The sequence below is a fragment of the Pontibacter beigongshangensis genome (assembly GCF_014332515.1).
Lineage (GTDB): Bacteria > Bacteroidota > Bacteroidia > Cytophagales > Hymenobacteraceae > Pontibacter > Pontibacter beigongshangensis.
In genome coordinates, this window is the sequence record NZ_VFSD01000037.1 from 13767 (window position 1) to 31479 (window position 17713).

Here is a 17713-nt window from a genome sequence, read left to right on the forward strand (position 1 = left end):
TCTGAAAGGAGCAGCATCAGGAGCTGCAGAGCCTCCGAAGGGCTGTTTTGATTAGCATAATCCAAGTTGTGCGGTAGTTACTCTAAAGAAGGTTTGCGGCGGGTAGCAACAAAGCAGATAAAGTTGCCAGGTGCACCGAATGAAAATAAACTGTTTGAGCGTTCAGCGAGTTTTTATTTTCTTGATTTTTTTGGTTCTTTTTGTATCAAGACAAAAAGAACAAAGACACGGGCCATGAAACAAAAGCCTGCAGCTATTACAGAAAGAAAACAGCCATACTAACTTAGACTCCCAAGCCAGTAGTCATTTCTTCAGGCTCTCGCCCACAAGATCCCTCCTGGATGACAAAATAGGGGCGGTGGAAATAGCTATTATCCATTATCGGCTACCGCACAACTTGAGTTAGATTAATTGCTTCAGATACTTGTCTAACATTAAAAAGCCAGCCCCTTGCAACAACAGATGCAGGAGGCTGGCTTTTTTTTAGGGGTGTTCCAGAGATTTAGTTCATGGTTTAAAACAAAGCCGGGAAGCTCTCAGGGTCTGAGTCGTGCATGAGACTGTACACCGATTCAAACACATCCTCTGCATTCGGTTTCGAAAAATAGTCTCCGTCTGAGGCGTATGGCGGGCGGTGGGCGTGTGCCGACAAACACTTTGGCTTGGTGTCGAGGTAGCGCCAGGCATCCTGCTCATCTACCACCTGCTGCATCATATAGGCGGTAGCTCCTCCCGGCACATCTTCATCGGCAAATAATACGCGGTTTGTCTTGCGGATGGAGTCTGTAATGAGATGGTTCACGTCAAACGGAAGCAGGGTCTGTACGTCTATCACTTCGCAGGAGATGCCGTGCTCCTCCAGTTGCGCGGCGGCTTCCATTACAATGCGGCACATAGAGCCATAGGTCACCACGGTTACATCTGTTCCCTCCCGCAGGATATCGGGCCTGCCAAGTGGCACCGTAAATTCTCCTATATTGTTCGGTATGCGCTCTTTCAGGCGATAACCATTCAGGCACTCAATCACCAGGGCCGGCTCGTCAGACAACAAAAGTGTGTTGTAAAAACCTGCCGCCTGGGTCATGTTGCGGGGTACCAGCAGGTGCATGCCTCTGATGCTGTGCAGCACCATGCCGATCGGGGAACCCGAATGCCAGATACCCTCCAGGCGGTGCCCCCGGGTACGAACAATTAGGGGGGCCTTCTGCCCGCCTTTGGTGCGGTACTGCAAACAAGCCAGGTCGTCCGAAAGAATCTGAATGGCATAGAGCAGGTAGTCGAGGTACTGGATCTCTGAAATAGGACGCAGCCCTCTTAAGGCAGCCCCTATCCCCTGCCCTACAATGGTGCACTCGCGTATGCCGGTGTCGGTAACACGCAGCTCGCCATACTTTTCCTGCAGCCCTACAAATGCCTGGTTAACATCGCCTATACGGCCAACATCTTCTCCAATTGCAAATACGCGCGGGTCGCGGGCCAGCATGGCATCGAAGCAGGCCCTGAGTACTTCGCGGGCATCTACCAGGGGAGCATGCTCGTCAAATTCTGGCTTGATCTCCTCCACCAGCAGCGCCGCCTCATCAGACTGGCTGTAGAGGTAAGAGTTGTAGCGTTCGGTGTTCTCGCCCATCACCTGCTCCAGCCAGCCGGTCAGCTCGCGCTTTGCCGCGCTGCGCTCATGCCGGACGTACCGCAAGGCTTTGCGCACAGCCTTCATAGCATCGGTGCGAATGGGGTTTATGGTTTTACGCAGCTCTTCTTTTATCTTCGAGACATCGGCACTATGCGCTGTTTCCTGTTCCAGGTTTTCCAGCAGTCTTAGCGCCTCGTCGTGGTCTACTTTTATATCTTCGGCAAAGGCGTTCCAGGCAGCGCTGCGGGCGGCGCGCACACTGTCTTTCGCTTCAGCCTCGATGCGGTCGAGCTCTTCCTCGGCAGCAATATCGTTCTCCAGTATCCACTCGCGCATCTTTTTCAGGCAATCGTACTCGGCTTCCCAGTCCAGGCGCTCCTGCGGCTTGTACCGTTCATGCGAGCCCGACGTAGAGTGGCCCTGCGGCTGCGTTACTTCCTCCACGTGTATCAGCACGGGCACGTGCTCCTCGCGGCAAATGCGCACGGCGGTTTCGTAAGTTTCGCAGAGGGCAAGGTAATCCCAGCCCTTCACCCTAAAGATCTCGTAGCCCTGCTCGTCTTTTCCGTACCGCTGGAACCCAGACAGCACCTCGGAGATGCTGCCCTTGGTGGTTTGGTACTCTGAAGGAACCGAAATTCCGTAGCCATCGTCCCACACCGACACCAGCATGGGCACCTGCAGCACGCCGGCCGCATTAATGGCCTCAAAGAACACACCTTCTGAGGTAGAGGCATTGCCAATAGTACCGAAAGCCACTTCGTTGCCGTTGTTAGAGAACTCGCTCAGGTACTGCAGCTCCGGGTTTTGCCTGAAAAGTTTGGAGGCGTAAGCCAGCCCCAGCAGGCGGGGCATCTGCGCCCCGGTTGGTGAAATATCAGCGCTGGAGTTTTTCATCTCCACCTGGTTTTTCCACTTGCCTTCGTCATCGAGCAGGCGCGTGCCAAAGTGGCCATTCATGGAGCGGCCGGCTGTGGAGGGATCTGCTTCCAGACTGGTATGGGCATATAACTGTGCAAAATACTGCTGCAGCGTCAGCTCACCAATGGCAAACATAAACGTCTGGTCACGGTAGTAGCCCGCACGGTGATCGCCTTTCTGAAAAAATTTGGCCATCGCCAGTTGCGGTACTTCCTTCCCATCACCGAAAATCCCGAATTTTGCCTTACCCATAAAAACCTCTTTTCTACCCGTCAGGCTAGCCTGTCGGCTCTCCCACCCGATGCGGTAGTCGTTAAGAATTTCCTGGGTACTTAGTTTTTGAGTAATAGATGCTTCAGCAGTCTGCATGTTTTCTCACTAATAACTGTAAGTATGTTTTAGATCAAAAGTAAGGAAGATTTCCCCTAAATTCAAATGGACGGTATTTTGCAAAACGAAATTGGCATAGTATTGGAGAGTATTTTTTTGAAAAACTTTTTATATCTTTGTTTGATTTAGGACAGAATCTCGTAATTCAGAATTATATAACTTTATTTTATACGGGCATGAACAAAAAGCTTTACTTCCTGCTGGCACTGTGCCTCATACTGGCCGGCTTTAATGCCAACGCACAGGGCGAACTTAAATTTGAAAAAGAAACGCACGATTTTGGCAGAATTGCTGAGGGTGTGCAGGCTTCTTATGAGTTTCAGGTAAAAAATGTTGGCAACCAGCCCGTAATTATTGCCAACGTGCAGCCCTCCTGCGGGTGCACCGCCCCGGACTGGACCAAAGACCCGATTCTGCCCGGCAAGACCGGCGTGATCAAGGCAGTATATAACAGCACTGGCCGCCCCGGACCCTTCCACAAGTCTATTTCCGTTACCTCTAATGCCGCCACGCCTACCACCACTATTTACATAAAAGGAGAGGTTGGCCCGAAAGAACAAAAAACCAGTTATACGCCGGAACAAAAAGCAGCCTCCCCGCGTTTGGCAGTTGGAACCACAAATTATAACTTTGGCAAACTTGAAAAAGGCCAAAAAGCGGTGGCTAAATTTACTGTTAAAAACACAGGCCGTCAGGACCTGATCATACAGGGAATCAAGTCGAACTGCAACTGCGTAAGTTATAAAATTTCTGAGGCCGCCATTAAACCAGGACAGCAGGCAATTTTGGAACTAACTTATATTCCTGCTATGTTAAGAGAGCAAAACGAGGTAGTAACAGTTATTTCTAACGATATCATAATGCCAGACTTGAAGCTCACGCTAAAAGCAAATGTAGTAGAGACTCTGGCTTCAAAAAATATGTTAAGGGAAGGCTCGCAGCCGGTTCCTTTCAGATAGTTTTTTTCATAGTTTTATTTTGTACTAATGGCAGTGATTTTATCGCTGCCTTTTTTCATTCCCTTTTTTCTGCATAGTCGTTTTTCCAACACAATTCCTGTCTTACTATTTTTGCAGCCTGGCCTATTGGTCCGGCTATTTTTTTTATGGGCAGAAACGATATCTTTACTTTATAATTCGTTACAACTACAAGCCCGAAAAACTACACACCATCTACAAAATCCACAATTATGACTATCGGAATCCCAAAGGAAATTAAGAACAACGAAAACCGGGTAGGAGCCACTCCTGCGGGTGTTTCGGAGCTGGTGCGGCATGGCCACTCCGTGTATGTGCAGGCTACTGCCGGAGAAGCCAGCGGCTTTTCTGACGAGGACTATAAGCAGGCCGGTGCCAACATACTGCCTTCCATTGAAGAGGTATATGGCATAGCCGAAATGATTATTAAAGTAAAAGAGCCCATTGAGCCGGAATACCGCCTGGTAAAGGAAGGCCAGTTGCTGTTCACTTACTTTCACTTTGCCTCTTACGAGCCCCTCACCTACGCCATGATTGAGCAAAAAGCCGTTTGCCTGGCCTATGAAACAGTATCAAAAGCCGACAGGAGCCTTCCGCTGCTTATTCCGATGTCGGAGGTGGCAGGCCGGATGGCGATTCAGGAAGGGGCCAAGTACCTGGAGAAACCCCTGAAAGGCCGGGGAATTCTGCTGGGAGGCGTGCCTGGCGTGCGCCCTGCCAAAGTCATGATTCTGGGAGCTGGCGTGGTAGGCACCAACGCAGCCAAGATGGCGGCCGGCATGGGAGCCGATGTTACGATTCTGGACACCAACCTGCAGCGCCTCCGCTACCTCGACGATGTGATGCCGGCCAACGTGAACACGTTCATGTCGAACAAATACAATATTGCGGAGCTCCTGCCAACGCACGACCTGATTATAGGGGCGATATTGGTACCGGGGGCCAGGGCGCCTCACCTTATTACGCGCGACATGCTGAAGCTCATGCGCCCCGGCACTGTGGTGGTGGATGTGGCCGTAGACCAGGGGGGCTGCATCGAGACCTGCAAACCAACCACCCATGAAAACCCGACTTATATTATCGACGACATCGTGCACTACTGTGTTGCCAACATGCCAGGTGCCGTGCCTTATACCTCTACGCTGGCACTTACCAATGCCACGCTGCCCTATGCCATCGAACTGGCTAACAAAGGCTGGAAAAAAGGATGCACCGAAAACCAGGAATTGAAAACCGGCCTGAATGTGGTCCATGGCAAGGTAGTATACCAGGGAGTTGCCGATGCTTTCGGGCTGGAGTACGTACCGGTGGAAACAGTTTTGTAGGACACATCTATACACTTATCTGAGGGGCTTGTTGCTTGGGTGGCAAGCCCCCTTGTAAAATTTGAGGGGGTGTTGAAGAGGGTAATTGAATTATTGGAATAAAAAAGGCCCTCCGGAGCGCTCTGCGGCTGTTTCATACCAAATATTACCACTACATATGGTTTCTGCGCTTTCAGTTTCCATGCGCTGCTCCCTGACATCGGTCTTTGGGTGAGTCAGCAATTGGTCTGATCTGCCGTTGCTGATTGCCCGACCCTTTATCAAGGCCCACGTGCCCAGAAATTCACGGGATTTCAGAATATTAAGAATATGGCAGGATCAGCCTTCACATCATGATCTGCGGCGGCATCAACTCCAGAATTCATTTCAGATTTCTAATTTTTAATTAATATAAGGCGGTATCTCCTGCAGGGGCACAAAACTACGGGTTTCGAAGTCGACCTGCCAGCAGTAGTGCTGCAGGCCGTTGGTGATGGCGATGAGCTTTGCCTGCACCACCTGGTTGTAGGTAGAAACCTGCTTCACCACTTCCTGCGTAATGGGTACATGAGCCGCCTTGCACTCCACCAGCAGCTCCGGCTTGCCGGCGTGGTTAAAAATGCAGATGTCGGTCCGTTTGTGCAGCTGGTTGTAGGTGGTGCCTCTTTCTACGCTCACAAGGCCTCTGGGGTAGCGCAGGTCCTGCAGCAGGTAATGGATAAAGTGCTGCCTCACCCATTCTTCCGGCGTCAGGAGCACGTATTTGCGGCGCAGCTCATCAAATATCATAGAATTAGCGCCAGATTGTTTAATTTTATAAGCGAATGCGGGCAAATTCAGTTGTTCCATACCGCAATTTACTTTTTTTACACCCACTGCCCTATTTCCAGGGCACTTCATGATGAATTAGAAAACTATGAAAACCAAAAAAGAGATCGTTAGCGATTGGCTCCCCCGCTATACAGGCGTGCCTTTAGATGAGTTCGGCGAGTATATCCTGCTCACCAACTTTAGTAATTATGTCAGGATGTTTGCCGACAGGTTCAATGTGGAGGTGCGCGGGCTTGACAAGCCCATGCAAACCGCTACCGCCAACAACATCACGATCATAAACTTTGGCATGGGCAGCCCGATGGCGGCCACTGTCATGGATCTGCTGTCGTCTATTGCTCCTAAAGCGGCTCTTTTTTTAGGCAAGTGCGGCGGCCTGAAAAAGAAAACACAGATAGGCGACCTCATTCTGCCCATCGCCGCTATCCGGGGCGATGGCACCTCCGATGATTACATGCCCTCCGAAATTCCAGCGCTCCCCTCCTTCCGGCTGCAGCGGGCCGTGTCGTCCATGATCAAGAAGCACGAAATGGATTACTGGACCGGCACCGTATACACCACCAACCGCCGGGTGTGGGAGCACGACGAAGCCTTTAAAGAATACCTGCGCCAGATCAGGGCCATGGGCGTCGACATGGAGACTGCCACTATCTTCACAGTCGGCTTTATCAATAAAATTCCGCACGGGGCGCTCCTGCTTGTTTCTGATATTCCTATGATTCCGGAAGGAGTAAAAACATCCGAAAGCGATAAGCTGGTAACCGCCACCTATGTAGAGAAGCACCTGAGCATCGGCATCGACTCCTTGCTAGAGCTCATCAATTCAGGAGAATCGGTCAAGCACATGCGCTTTGAGTAAGTAACTGAGGCTACGCACCTTGTTCAATTGCTTCCGTTCAGGCAATTATTTGAATGAAAGAGGCCCTCGGGAGGTTTCTGTTGCTGCCCTGTGGCGGTGTTACACTGCCACGTCGTTGGTGATGAACCAATACGCCATCCATTTTGACAAATGATCGGATATATACGCAACCTCCAACAGCTTATGCTAAGCAGGACTTTTTGAAAACTGGTGCGCAACAGCAATTATTTAAATAGAAAAGCCCCTCCGGAGTTCCTGCCTCTCCTGCACAAAAAAACACTCTGTAGCCTGGCCACAGAGTGTTCTCACTATCCCAAAAACACCTGCAATCAGAAGGTGTAACAAGCCACCTAATGTTATGCATTAGGTGGCACCCTGCTTAGTACCTGAGCAAAGGCATATGATTTAAAGAATTTGATGCTTCAGTTACCCCAACAAAATACCCCCCTATCAGTATGCCTGAGCCGTTACTCACGGCTTGTTCACAAGCCCTGTATGTCAGCACCCCCCCATCGATAGTGGTATGGCCAAGCGATTCAGAATCAGAAGATAATTGTCTTGCTGAAATAGGCGAATTAGAATAACTGCTGTAGTATGTCTGGCGCTGCCGCCCTTTTACGCGAGTTGTTTGGTTCATAGGTTTTGTGGTTAGGTGCTTCTACAATACAATAATACTATATAGCTTCCTGATATAGCAGGAAAATAATAGTGTAAAAGTAACACTAATTTTTAGGGGCTTTTAGTAGACCCAGAGCCCTGTAATCGAATACATTGTTAAAATATTAATATTTTTGAGACAAAATTGTATTACTTTAATCCTATTATAGGCTAAAATATAATGACTTCGGTACAAAACTATTGCCAAAAAGTAACATTGGCTATAATTTCTTTTGTTGAATGAGGGTAAGAATAAAGTAGTTACAGACCTGAAGTGCGAAAACGGTGAGCAGCAGAAAACCACCCGGAAAGGCCAGTAGCCACCAGGCAGCGGTATTATGCCTGATGCCTGCGATCATTCTGCCCCAGCTGGCAATTTCGTTTGGAATGCCGATACCCAGGAAAGAAAGCGTGGACTCAAAGGCCAGCAAACTGGCCAGCCCGAACGTAAAGGATACCAACAGCGGCCCCAGCATGTTGGGGAGTGCATGCCGGAAGATCAGGCTCCAGCTAGTCAACCCCAGGCTTCGGGCAGATTCAAAATAAGGCAAGTGCTTAATCTTCAGCATTTCGGCACGGGCCAGGCGTGCGGTGCCGGTCCAGTAGGTAAGTACCAGGATAATGGTGAGCAGCAGCACGGTGGGCGGCAAAAATGAAGACAGCACCAGGATAAAGATGAGCCTCGGGATGCTGGTAAACGTTTCGATAAGCCGTAACAGGAGCTGGTCCAGCGGAAGAGCCATTGTTTCTCTGAAGGCAGCAAACTTTTGCAACAGCGGCACGACCACAAACCACAGGAGCAGGAGCAGCAGTAATAAAGCTCCCAGGCTAACGAGCGCCAGTGGGTGGCCGGGCAGCAGCAACTCAGCCTTTAGCGGAATATACAGCCCAAGGTATACCATGAAGGAAATGCTGGCAAGCACCCCCAGAAAGCTGGCTCTGGAGACCCTAAACCCGCTGTTGCCGAAGTAGCCAGCGGCCACGCCTGCTGTAAGCCCAAGCACCAATGTGATGGCAGCCACCGGAAAGCTGATAAAAAAAGCTGTGCGGGCACCGTAAAGCGTATTGACGAATACATCGCGGCCCAGCGCATCGGTGCCAAACAAGTGCAGCTGGCTGTTTGCACTTTCAAATGGAGGCTGGTATACCTGGTTAAGGTGCAACTCGTTGGGGCCAAAGGGCAAGGGGAGCCAGGGAAGCAGAAGGGCCAGCAAAACGAAGCCCAGCAGGTAACACACAGCTGCTCTGAACGTCAGCTTGTTTTTCCACAAATGTTTTATATCGGAGAAAAATATGTGCATCAGGATCTCAACCGAATTCGTGGGTCCGCCAACCCGTAAAACAGATCCGAAACAAAATGAGAGATTACCCTGAATAGCGCCACCACTAAAACCACCCCCACCAATACCGGGTAATCTCTTGCCAGCACCGACTCTATCAATAGTCTGCCAATTCCCGGAATCGCAAAAACGGTCTCTATCACCACTACGCCGGCAACAAGAGCCGGCAAAAAATCAGACAGAAGTGTGATGATGGGAAAGAGGGCATTCCGCAACATGTGTCTCCGTATGACCCGCCCTTCCGAAAGGCCCTTGGCTTTGGCCGTCCTGGTAAAATCAGCCTGCGACACATCGGCCAGTGACCTGTAGAACTGGTTGGTTATGTACGGCAGGTTAACACAAACCAGGCAGATAACCGGCAACACCATGTAGGGGAACAGGCTTGCAAAACGTTCTGGCCAGCTCTGGGAGCCAACATAATAAGCTCCCATGCCATACACCGGGAAAAGCTGCAGAAAAGCGGGGCTTGCGAACAGGATAAGCAGAAGAAGTGCCAGGATAAACACCGGTATCCTATCCAGAAAGAACAGCAGAGGTAGGAGCAGCCTGCGCCATTTACCTCCCTTTTGCCGCACAAACAAGATGCTAAGCTCAAGCGCCAGAAAGCCCGTCAGGACCATGCTGAAAAAAAGTATCCACCAGGTGGTACCGACAGCTTGCAGAATCAGGTCCTGTACAGCGCCGCTGTCGCGGTAAGACTTCCCTAAATCCCCCTGCAGTACATCCGAAAACCAGCGGTGGTACTGGTTATGGACGCCGTGCCAGCTGAAGGCAGGCCATAATGCCCGGTATGGCTGCCTGTCCCCGATAAGTGCCTCTGCGGCACTTCGCAGCACCAGGCCTTGCTGCTGCCCCTGCAAAAGCTGATAGATGGAGTCTGTCGTGGAGCTTATGGTTTCCGGGTCGATACTAGCATGCAGCTTCTGTATACGCGCCTTTAGTTGGAGTTGCCCAGGCTGCTCTACCGGGTTATCGAATTGCTTTAAGGCTCTGAAGTAAGCAGTTGCCAGCTCGGGGTTGCCATACTGCCAGGCCAGTTGCCGGAGCAAAAGCCTGTCTGACTCTGGAAAAATATGCCTGATGCCAGCAGGCTCTGCACTGGAACTGATGCTGAAGTAGAAAACAGGCTGGTCCAGCCCTGTTCTTTGCAGATAAGCCTGGTAGGCAGCTTCTCTGCTGCCCTGGGAGCCTTTGCTGTAAAAGCTTTCAGCCTCTAAAATCTGTGCTCCGAAAGAGCCTGGCAATAGCCTGCTTAGCAAAAAAATAAGGGTAGAAATAAGCCAAAGAGCCACTAATCCATAAAAAAGACGCCGAAACAGGAAAGCTGCCATAACTCAGGTTAATTTTTTAGAGTAAAGGCGCTAACATCGTAATTGGGTTTAAGGCCGGAAATCTTGGTGTTGGCAAAACGCTTATGCACAGCAATACGCTCTTTAAGATAGTAAAGCGGGATCATGGCTGCTTCTTCGTGCAGAATTTCCTGCAGCCGCTTCAGGAGCCTGGCCTTTTCCCTGTCTGTTTCAGCTACGTTAATGGCATCGAGCAGCGCATCGGTTTCCGGCGAGCCAATGCCCGTTATATTACTGCCACCTTCGTCGGAGTAAGCGGAGTGAAAAAATGGCTTGAAGTTGAAGATAAAAGGGTTGCCACTGAGCGAGCGGAAAACCATCTCAAAGTCATGGGTCCTGGCTTTTTGCCTGAAGAGGCTGTTCTCCATGGCCTGCAGTTCTACCACAATGCCTGCCTTTGCTGCATTTTGCTGAAAAATAAGTGCCGAATGCTCAAAAACCGTATTGCCAGCCCTGTAGTTGACCTCTAAAGTCAGTTTTTCTTTTTTGCCGTCTATGGTTTTGTACCAGCCGTCGCCTTCGCGGATCCAGCCGGCGGCTTTAAGCAAGCTTATGGCTCTTGCCTGGCTGTACTCATACGGCCTGATGCTTTGGTTGTAATAAGGTTGTATGGCTGGTGGCACGGGGCCTGCCGTTCGGGTGCCGAAATTGCTGAGCGTTACTTTGATCAGGTTATCTGCGTCTACCAGGTGTGCCAGTGCCTGCCGGGTATACCTGTTGTTAAGTTTGGGAAGGCGCGTGTTCAGGGCGATGTAGTTATACTCATAGCTATCGGGGGCATGCAGGGCATACTCCTTGGTAAAAGTGGAGTCTTCGCGGAGTTTATCAAACTCGGTGGCCGGAATATTACTCAGCACATCCAGCTGCCGGTTTTTAAGGGCCAGCAAGGCTGTGGTATTGTCCGGAATAATCTGGAAGTTGATTTGCCGGGGGTTGGCGGTTAGATAGGAGGCTGCGCGCCCTGTGTTTGTGCCCCACCAGTTTTGCTTGCGTTTCAGGACCACATACTGGCCGGTTGTCCAGTTTTCCAGCACGTAGCCGGCGCTGCCTTTGAGCAAATCTTTGCTTCGGGCAAAATCCACGCTGTTGAAGTGTGTGGCAAAGGCCTTTAGGCTTTTGTTATTTGTGAGTTCGGGAGCGGCATTAACCAGTTCCGGCACCGAAAAGGAGGCGAGCAGGTTTTCAGGATCAAACAGATACTGTGGCAGAATAAAGTAGTCGCCTGTCAGGAGCTCCATCTCGGGGGAGAAGCCTTTGCAAAGCAGGGTGAATCGTTTGGGGTTGCGCTGGTCCGAAGCAATGTCACGGATAAACTCGATCTGCGATTTTATCTGCTCATTATTAACCAGTGGGGCCAGCATTACCTTTAATGTAAAGGCCACATCAGCCGCCGTTACAGGGCTACCATCTGCCCACTCAGCTTCCTCTCTGATGCTATACGTAAAAAGGGTAGTGGAATCAGTTCGTTCCACTACCGGTAAGTCTTCAGCCAGAGAAGGTTTTAAGGTGTTGTCTTCTAGATCTACCGTGAGCAGGCTTTGGAACAGCAGGTTTACAAGCTGGAGTGCGCTGCTATTCTGGTAATTAACCGGGTTCAGCGTTACCGGATCGTTGAACAGGCGTACCCGCACCTCATCCGGCTGCCGCTGGGGCTGACTACAGAAGCTCAGTAAAAATAAAAGAAAACAAACCAGAGTAGCTGATTTTTTCATTCTTTGCCGGTTGCTTATTGCTAAACCAGAGGCAATATAGGGAAAAAGCTACTTAAAGTTATGTTAAAGAAGAGATGTATTCTCAACCGTTATCTCCCCAAGTACCAGATCCTCCATCAAAATTTGACTCAGTTCCACCTGAGGTAGTACTCCTCATTTGCATTTGCTGCGTCTGCTCTTGTTTAATCGGAGTCTGTGGGTTTTGATTTGGAGTTGGATTTCCAAAAAGGACGCCTAATTTAATTAGTAAGTAAATAATGATTTCCATTTCTAGCCATTTAGGATTTGAATACTGAACAAAGTTACGTTACAGAACGCCAAAATAAAGGAAACTTTGGCATAAAAAGTCACTAAGATAATTTTTCGTATTTCTATGAATATAAACATCTAAAATACCAAACAAACCATAAAATAGAATCTTTTTTGAAACTAAAATGGCAAAAGGTAACATTTTATTCTTATTTTTATCATTCCAAAGGTAATTATGATTTACTTTAAGTAAAAAGAACAAGATAGCACTAAAGTAACATGATCTTAACCAGGAAATAATATAAATATAATACATTTATAAACTGGATGTTAATAGAAGAATGCAGGAATTGAGAAAGTTATTAGAGGTTGTATCCTACTGTGAGCAGGGCCAGTTTATGTTACAGGATAACAACAATGAAAATAGTAAAGAAAATTTACTGGTTGCTGGAGTAAGGTCGGGTAAATATTCTGTCGATTCAGATGCTGCATTAGACCTTTATGGCACTAATAATGCGAACGATGTAAGATATAAAATGTTGAAACATCGACTAAAGAAAAAGCTATTTAAATTCCTGTTTCTTTTTGACTTCTCTAAAACGAAATTAAGAAGTTTTATTATTTACGAGCAGGAGTGCCTACAATACCTTTATCAGGCGGGTATCCTGATCAGGCAGACTGAGTACGAAATTTCTAATAAACTATTAAATAAAGCCATTGCTATTTCTAAAAAATACGATTTCACAAAAATAACTGTTGCTGTACTAGACTTTAAATTAACGATAGAAGTAGAAGAAGGAAATTTAAACAACTATAAAAAAATTAAAGAGGAATTCGATTATTATAATCAAAAACTAACTTATGAGACCGAGGCGAAAGGCCTGTACCAAACTTTCAAAGTCAATATAAACAAATCTGTTAATACAAGAAAGGATTTTTTGCCCCATATTCCAGGACTTCTGCAAAGGTTGGAGGAATTATGGTTGTTGGCAAGGTCTTTTGATACGTTTGAGCACTTCTATAGAGTTACAATTTGGTACAACGAATTAATAGGAGACTTCGAGAAGATCATTCAATTTACCAAACAAATTGAGGTATGGTCACAACAGGGGTTAATTAACGAATATCGTGATGAGCCTCAGTTTCAAAAGTTTATTCTGGTTTACGCCCACCTCAGGGCCAAGTTATATGATGTAGGAATCAGTTATGCCATAGAATATAAAGAGAGCTTTGACCCAAATTTCCCTAATTGGTTTTCCTTTATGGAAAATTACTTATTATTAACTGCTCATGCCAAAAAATATGAATTGGCTCAGCAGTTAATAATTGAGGTGCATGAAAACAGAGCCTTCCAGAAGATAACCAAAACAGCGAGAGAGAGATGGGCTCTATATAAGGCCTATCTTATTTTCTTAAACCCCACTGATGTTCTTTCCGGAACTTTCAATTTTCAATCGTTTGCGTCTACTGTTCCAGAATACAGCAAAGATAAGCAAGGCTTTAATGTTGCTATCATCATTCTGCAGTTCATGTACTTTTTAAGAAAAGGAGATAGTGAAGCTCTGTTGTATCGCATTGAAAGCTTGAAAAAATATATACTGGCACACTTAAAAGACTCCTTTAGCAGTAGAAGTAAATTGTTCTTAAAACTTCTAATTTTAACAGTGGTAGAGCATTTTGATGTGGAAGAATGTCTGGCTAAAGGTGATAAATATTATCAAAAGTTACTTGAAATATCTCCACCAGGAGATGCGTATGCCGAAATAGAAATTATCCCTTATGAACACCTTTGGGAACATGTGCTTGAAATTTTGAAGAATAAGCAGATAACCTAGTGTTAATCAACAAAGTACTGGTTGCCACTTAAGCAGCAGCGGCAGCAGAAAACGCTCCGAAGGGCCTTTTTAATTAGAATAATATTTAGTTGCTGTGCTCCTGAATTAACGTGCTGATTTCTAAAAACCCCGCCGCCTGCCATGCCAACAGGCACTACCTGCCCCCGGAATCCAAGGCCTCGCCCAGTCCTAACCAGGCCAATGCCCGAGATGCATGTCTGCCTGATGAACATCTGTGAGACCTGGCGCAGCCATAACCCGGAACGCAATAAAGCAGGCCTGACCAAACGGCAGTCAGCGCACAGGCGCCCCAAAAAATTATTTTGCTATATTTCCGCATGCAAAAGAATGATAAAACCATAACCAGGGCATGGTGCTTCTACGATTGGGCAAACTCTGTCTACTCTTTGGTTATTACCTCTACCATTTTCCCGATTTACTACAGCGCGGTGGCCAAAAACCCGGATGGCACCTCCCTTGTCTCGTTCTTTGGGTTTAGCGTGCAGAGTTCGGTGCTTTTTTCTTATGCAGTTTCTGCTGCGTTTCTGATCATAGCCCTGCTAAGCCCGTTCCTGACGGCCATTGCTGACTACAGCGGCCGCAAAAAGCTGTTTATGCAGCTGTTCTGCTACCTGGGCTCCCTTTCCTGTGCCGGGCTTTACTTTTTCACAAAAGAAACGTTTACCTTCTCCGTAATCCTGTTTATGCTGGCCTCGATCGGATTTAGCGGCAGCATTGTTTTCTACAATGCCTACCTCCCCGAAATTGCCACCGAAGACCAGTACGACAAACTCAGCGCACGTGGTTTTGCCATGGGCTACATTGGCAGCGTGCTGCTGCTCGTCTTTAACCTGGCCATGATCCTGCAACCGCAACTGTTCTTTATTTCTCCTGAAAATACCAGCCTGCCGCCACGCATCGCCTTTCTGACAACCGGGCTCTGGTGGTTTGGCTTTGCGCAATACACGTTCTACCACCTGCCCGGAAACGTGTATCAGCGCAAGCCCCAAGGGAACTGGATACTGAACGGCTTCCGGGAGCTGAAAAAAGTGCTGAGCCAGGTACAGGGGTTGCCGATGCTGAAGCGCTTCCTGCTGGCTTACTTTTTTTACAACATGGGCGTGCAAACGGTGATGTACGTGGCCACCATTTTCGGAATAGAGATTTTGCACCTGCCCGACGATGCCCTGATCATGACGATCCTGATCATACAATTAGTGGCCATAGCAGGAGCCTATGGCTTTGCTTTTTTATCGGGCAGGTATGGCAACATAAGAGCCCTGATACTTGCCGTTTTTATCTGGATCGGGATTTGTGTGGGGGCTTATTTTATAAAAGGGGCTGCCGAGTTTTATGTGCTGGCAGCTGTGGTGGGCTCCGTCATGGGCGGAATACAATCGCTTTCGCGCTCCACCTATTCCAAATTTATACCCGGCACTACCACAGATCACGCTTCCTTCTTCAGTTTTTATGATGTTACCGAAAAAGTATCTATTGTGCTCGGAACGCTGGCCTACGGTGTAATTGCCCAACTCACAGGTTCCATGCGCAACAGTGTACTGGCCCTGGGCATATTCTTTTTAATTGGACTTTTCTTCCTGTTGTTCGTGAAAGGTAAACCGCTGGCAGCAGCAGCATCAGAAAGAGCCGCAGCCATGAAATAGGCAAATTCATTAGAATAATTTAGTTGTGCAGCAGCCAATTGTTGACACTTGTTACTTCCCCTATCCCTTTATTATCCTCCCGGAAGGATCTTGCAGGAGAGAGCCGTCAGCAATGGTAATTGGCTTAGGAGTTTAAGTTAGCAAATTAATTTTTTGGCTGTAACAGCACCAGGAAGATGTTCTATGGCCTATGTCTTTGTTCTTTTTTCCTGGATTCCATAGCCGTCTGGCTAAGAAGAAAAAAGACCTTCAGGTGCTTATTTGATGCTTTCACAAATTGAGCAGCCGCTGTGCTTGTTGGTAAAAAACACGCAACAAAGGCTAGTGGTGCAGCATTTATTGGAATAACAGTATGAAAGCGTTTTGCTTATCCTGACGGTTTTGATCTTGACACAAGGACTGCCCCTCCTTGAAAAAGAAGGGGAGTTTAAAAAAATCAGGACAATTTTGATTGTCGAGGGGCCCTGCACCCCCACTCGCTGAACGTTTTTTAAAAAGGGCTCCTTCCTCCAACAAAAAATCGTCTGTAGGTGCACCTGGCAAATCAGCTGCTTTGTAGCCGCCTGCCGCATTTCCTGAAAAAGAGTAGCCTAAGAGGAAGGACGATCTAAAAGAGGCACGACTACCTAAAAGATTAAGACCAACTAACTTTAACCTTAATCGGGCAGGAGCAACGCCTGTAAAAGGATATTTTGATTTAGAGGAACTGATGCCACGCAATTATTTTAATGAAAATGGCCCTCCGGAGCACTTTCTGCTACTCTGCAACATCACTAAATAGAATAATCGGTGCAACACATTCATCGGCTGCTGCTACACTTGCTCTGGAAGCTTGCAGCCGGAACAGCCCTGCTCAGGCTGCATATGATGCACCGTCAGCTTACTTTTAAAGCATTTGCTGCCTGATGCCTCACTGCAACCTGCTGAGGGTACAGCTGGAGCCGGAAAAAATTAAACCGACAACATTTCCACCGCCTTGATAAGATCAGGGCTGATTTCTTTCTTTTTAGTGATAGTTTCCTCAAAAGGAGTATAAACCAGACTATTGTGTATAGTGCCGGCCATCACATTTTTCCGGCCATCAATCAGGCCTTTAACACAGGCAATGCCAAGCCTGCTGGCCAGCATGCGGTCGAATACTGTGGGGGGGCCTCCGCGTTGTACATGCCCCAAAATTGTAACACGGGCGTCCATATCCGGCAGCACCTCCATCACCTTAGCGGCAATACTGATGGCACCACCTTCTATCTCCCCTTCTGCAATTATAATGATGGAAGATGTTTTGGAGCGTCCCCAGCCAACTCTGATCGTTTCTATGATACTCTCTACAGTGGTAACAGCCTCCGGGATCATGGCAATCTCGGCTCCGCCGCCAATAGCGCAAGGGATGGCAATATAACCTGAATCACGGCCCATCACCTCCACAAAAAATACGCGCTCATGGCTGTCTGCTGTGTCGCGGATCTTATCTATGGCCTCCAGGGCAGTGTTTACGGCTGTGTCGTAGCCAATAGTATAGTCGGTGCCATAAAGGTCGTTGTCGATGGTGCCCGGGGCTCCTACTGTTGGTATCCCAAACTCCTCGTAAAACAGCTTGGCACCTGTAAAGGTACCATTACCACCGATAGCCACCAGTCCATCGATGCCGAATTTCTGCAGCTGATCGTAGGCTTTCTGGCGGCCTTCTTTGGTTGCAAATTCTTTGCTCCGGGCCGACTTCAGGATGGTGCCGCCTTTTTGTATAATGTTACTCACGGAGGAAGAATCCATTTTAAAGATCTCCCCGTTTATCATGCCGCTATAGCCCCGCTTAATGCCATATACCTCTATGCCATAGTAGACGGCAGCCCGAACCACCGCCCGGACACAAGCGTTCATGCCTGGCGCATCTCCGCCAGAAGTATAAACTCCTATTCTCTTCATATTTTTATTTAGGGTTAAAACAGAGCCTTCTTTCTCAAAGGCTCTGTTCCACAGATAGGATAGTTTCTA

At 48.0% G+C, this 17713-nt stretch carries 13 protein-coding genes; 5 read left to right on the plus strand and 8 right to left on the minus strand.

What is annotated here, in order from left to right; all coding sequences use genetic code 11:
• Nucleotides 1-514 precede the first annotated feature (514 nt).
• The gene (locus FJM74_RS21480; protein ID WP_187264707.1) at nucleotides 515-2923 is read right to left on the minus strand and encodes a thiamine pyrophosphate-dependent enzyme; all 2409 of its coding nucleotides are present in this window, start codon (nucleotides 2921-2923) and stop codon (nucleotides 515-517) included.
• Between the two features lie 197 nt (nucleotides 2924-3120).
• On the opposite strand from FJM74_RS21480, the gene FJM74_RS21485 reads away from it, so the two are divergent.
• Together FJM74_RS21485 and ald are read left to right on the plus strand one after the other, a co-directional pair.
• Nucleotides 3121-3903, plus strand: coding sequence for a DUF1573 domain-containing protein (locus FJM74_RS21485; RefSeq protein WP_187264708.1), 783 nt, complete (start codon nucleotides 3121-3123; stop codon nucleotides 3901-3903).
• A gap of 230 nt (nucleotides 3904-4133) precedes the next feature.
• The gene (ald, locus tag FJM74_RS21490; protein WP_187264709.1) at nucleotides 4134-5246 is read left to right on the plus strand and encodes an alanine dehydrogenase; all 1113 of its coding nucleotides are present in this window, start codon (nucleotides 4134-4136) and stop codon (nucleotides 5244-5246) included.
• Between the two features lie 381 nt (nucleotides 5247-5627).
• Here ald and FJM74_RS21495 read toward each other — a convergent pair whose 3' ends face one another.
• Complete coding sequence (locus tag FJM74_RS21495) at nucleotides 5628-6074, minus strand: type I restriction enzyme HsdR N-terminal domain-containing protein (protein WP_187264710.1); 447 nt, start codon at nucleotides 6072-6074, stop codon at nucleotides 5628-5630.
• A gap of 67 nt (nucleotides 6075-6141) precedes the next feature.
• On the opposite strand from FJM74_RS21495, the gene FJM74_RS21500 reads away from it, so the two are divergent.
• The gene (locus FJM74_RS21500) at nucleotides 6142-6915 is read left to right on the plus strand and encodes an AMP nucleosidase (RefSeq protein WP_187264711.1); all 774 of its coding nucleotides are present in this window, start codon (nucleotides 6142-6144) and stop codon (nucleotides 6913-6915) included.
• A gap of 379 nt (nucleotides 6916-7294) precedes the next feature.
• Here the strand turns inward: FJM74_RS21500 and FJM74_RS21505 are convergent, their stop codons facing one another.
• From FJM74_RS21505 to FJM74_RS21520, 4 genes are all read right to left on the minus strand, one after another.
• Nucleotides 7295-7552, minus strand: a complete 258-nt coding sequence (locus FJM74_RS21505) for a hypothetical protein (protein WP_187264712.1) — start codon at nucleotides 7550-7552, stop codon at nucleotides 7295-7297.
• A gap of 241 nt (nucleotides 7553-7793) precedes the next feature.
• Nucleotides 7794-8843: an ABC transporter permease gene (locus FJM74_RS21510; RefSeq protein WP_241739289.1), complete on the minus strand. Its 1050-nt coding sequence runs from the start codon at nucleotides 8841-8843 to the stop codon at nucleotides 7794-7796.
• 29 nt (nucleotides 8844-8872) lie between these two features.
• Nucleotides 8873-10171, minus strand: a complete 1299-nt coding sequence (locus FJM74_RS21515) for an ABC transporter permease (RefSeq protein ID WP_187264714.1) — start codon at nucleotides 10169-10171, stop codon at nucleotides 8873-8875.
• Nucleotides 10172-10251: 80 nt separating this feature from the next.
• Nucleotides 10252-11973, minus strand: a complete 1722-nt coding sequence (locus FJM74_RS21520) for an ABC transporter substrate-binding protein (protein ID WP_241739290.1) — start codon at nucleotides 11971-11973, stop codon at nucleotides 10252-10254.
• Nucleotides 11974-12572: 599 nt separating this feature from the next.
• Between FJM74_RS21520 and FJM74_RS21525 the strand changes: the two genes are divergently transcribed.
• Nucleotides 12573-14057, plus strand: coding sequence for a hypothetical protein (locus FJM74_RS21525; RefSeq protein WP_187264715.1), 1485 nt, complete (start codon nucleotides 12573-12575; stop codon nucleotides 14055-14057).
• A gap of 338 nt (nucleotides 14058-14395) precedes the next feature.
• Nucleotides 14396-15721: an MFS transporter gene (locus FJM74_RS21530; protein ID WP_187264716.1), complete on the plus strand. Its 1326-nt coding sequence runs from the start codon at nucleotides 14396-14398 to the stop codon at nucleotides 15719-15721.
• Nucleotides 15722-16057: 336 nt separating this feature from the next.
• Here FJM74_RS21530 and FJM74_RS21535 read toward each other — a convergent pair whose 3' ends face one another.
• On the minus strand, nucleotides 16058-16441 hold the full coding sequence (locus tag FJM74_RS21535) for a hypothetical protein (protein ID WP_187264717.1): 384 nt from the start codon (nucleotides 16439-16441) through the stop codon (nucleotides 16058-16060).
• Between the two features lie 231 nt (nucleotides 16442-16672).
• Nucleotides 16673-17644, minus strand: a complete 972-nt coding sequence (gene pfkA, locus FJM74_RS21540; protein WP_187264718.1) for a 6-phosphofructokinase — start codon at nucleotides 17642-17644, stop codon at nucleotides 16673-16675.
• Nucleotides 17645-17713: the final 69 nt, after the last annotated feature.

Bases quoted from the DNA above. Each gene is read 5' to 3' on its own strand.
- FJM74_RS21500 (WP_187264711.1), top strand. From the start codon at position 6,142: ATGAAAACCAAAAAAGAGATCGTTAGCGATTGGCTCCCCCGCTATACA.
- pfkA (WP_187264718.1), bottom strand. From the start codon at position 17,644: ATGAAGAGAATAGGAGTTTATACTTCTGGCGGAGATGCGCCAGGCATG.
- FJM74_RS21495 (WP_187264710.1), bottom strand. From the start codon at position 6,074: ATGGAACAACTGAATTTGCCCGCATTCGCTTATAAAATTAAACAATCT.
- FJM74_RS21480 (WP_187264707.1), bottom strand. From the start codon at position 2,923: ATGCAGACTGCTGAAGCATCTATTACTCAAAAACTAAGTACCCAGGAA.
- FJM74_RS21485 (WP_187264708.1), top strand. From the start codon at position 3,121: ATGAACAAAAAGCTTTACTTCCTGCTGGCACTGTGCCTCATACTGGCC.
- FJM74_RS21520 (WP_241739290.1), bottom strand. From the start codon at position 11,973: ATGAAAAAATCAGCTACTCTGGTTTGTTTTCTTTTATTTTTACTGAGC.
- ald (WP_187264709.1), top strand. From the start codon at position 4,134: ATGACTATCGGAATCCCAAAGGAAATTAAGAACAACGAAAACCGGGTA.
- FJM74_RS21530 (WP_187264716.1), top strand. From the start codon at position 14,396: ATGCAAAAGAATGATAAAACCATAACCAGGGCATGGTGCTTCTACGAT.
- FJM74_RS21505 (WP_187264712.1), bottom strand. From the start codon at position 7,552: ATGAACCAAACAACTCGCGTAAAAGGGCGGCAGCGCCAGACATACTAC.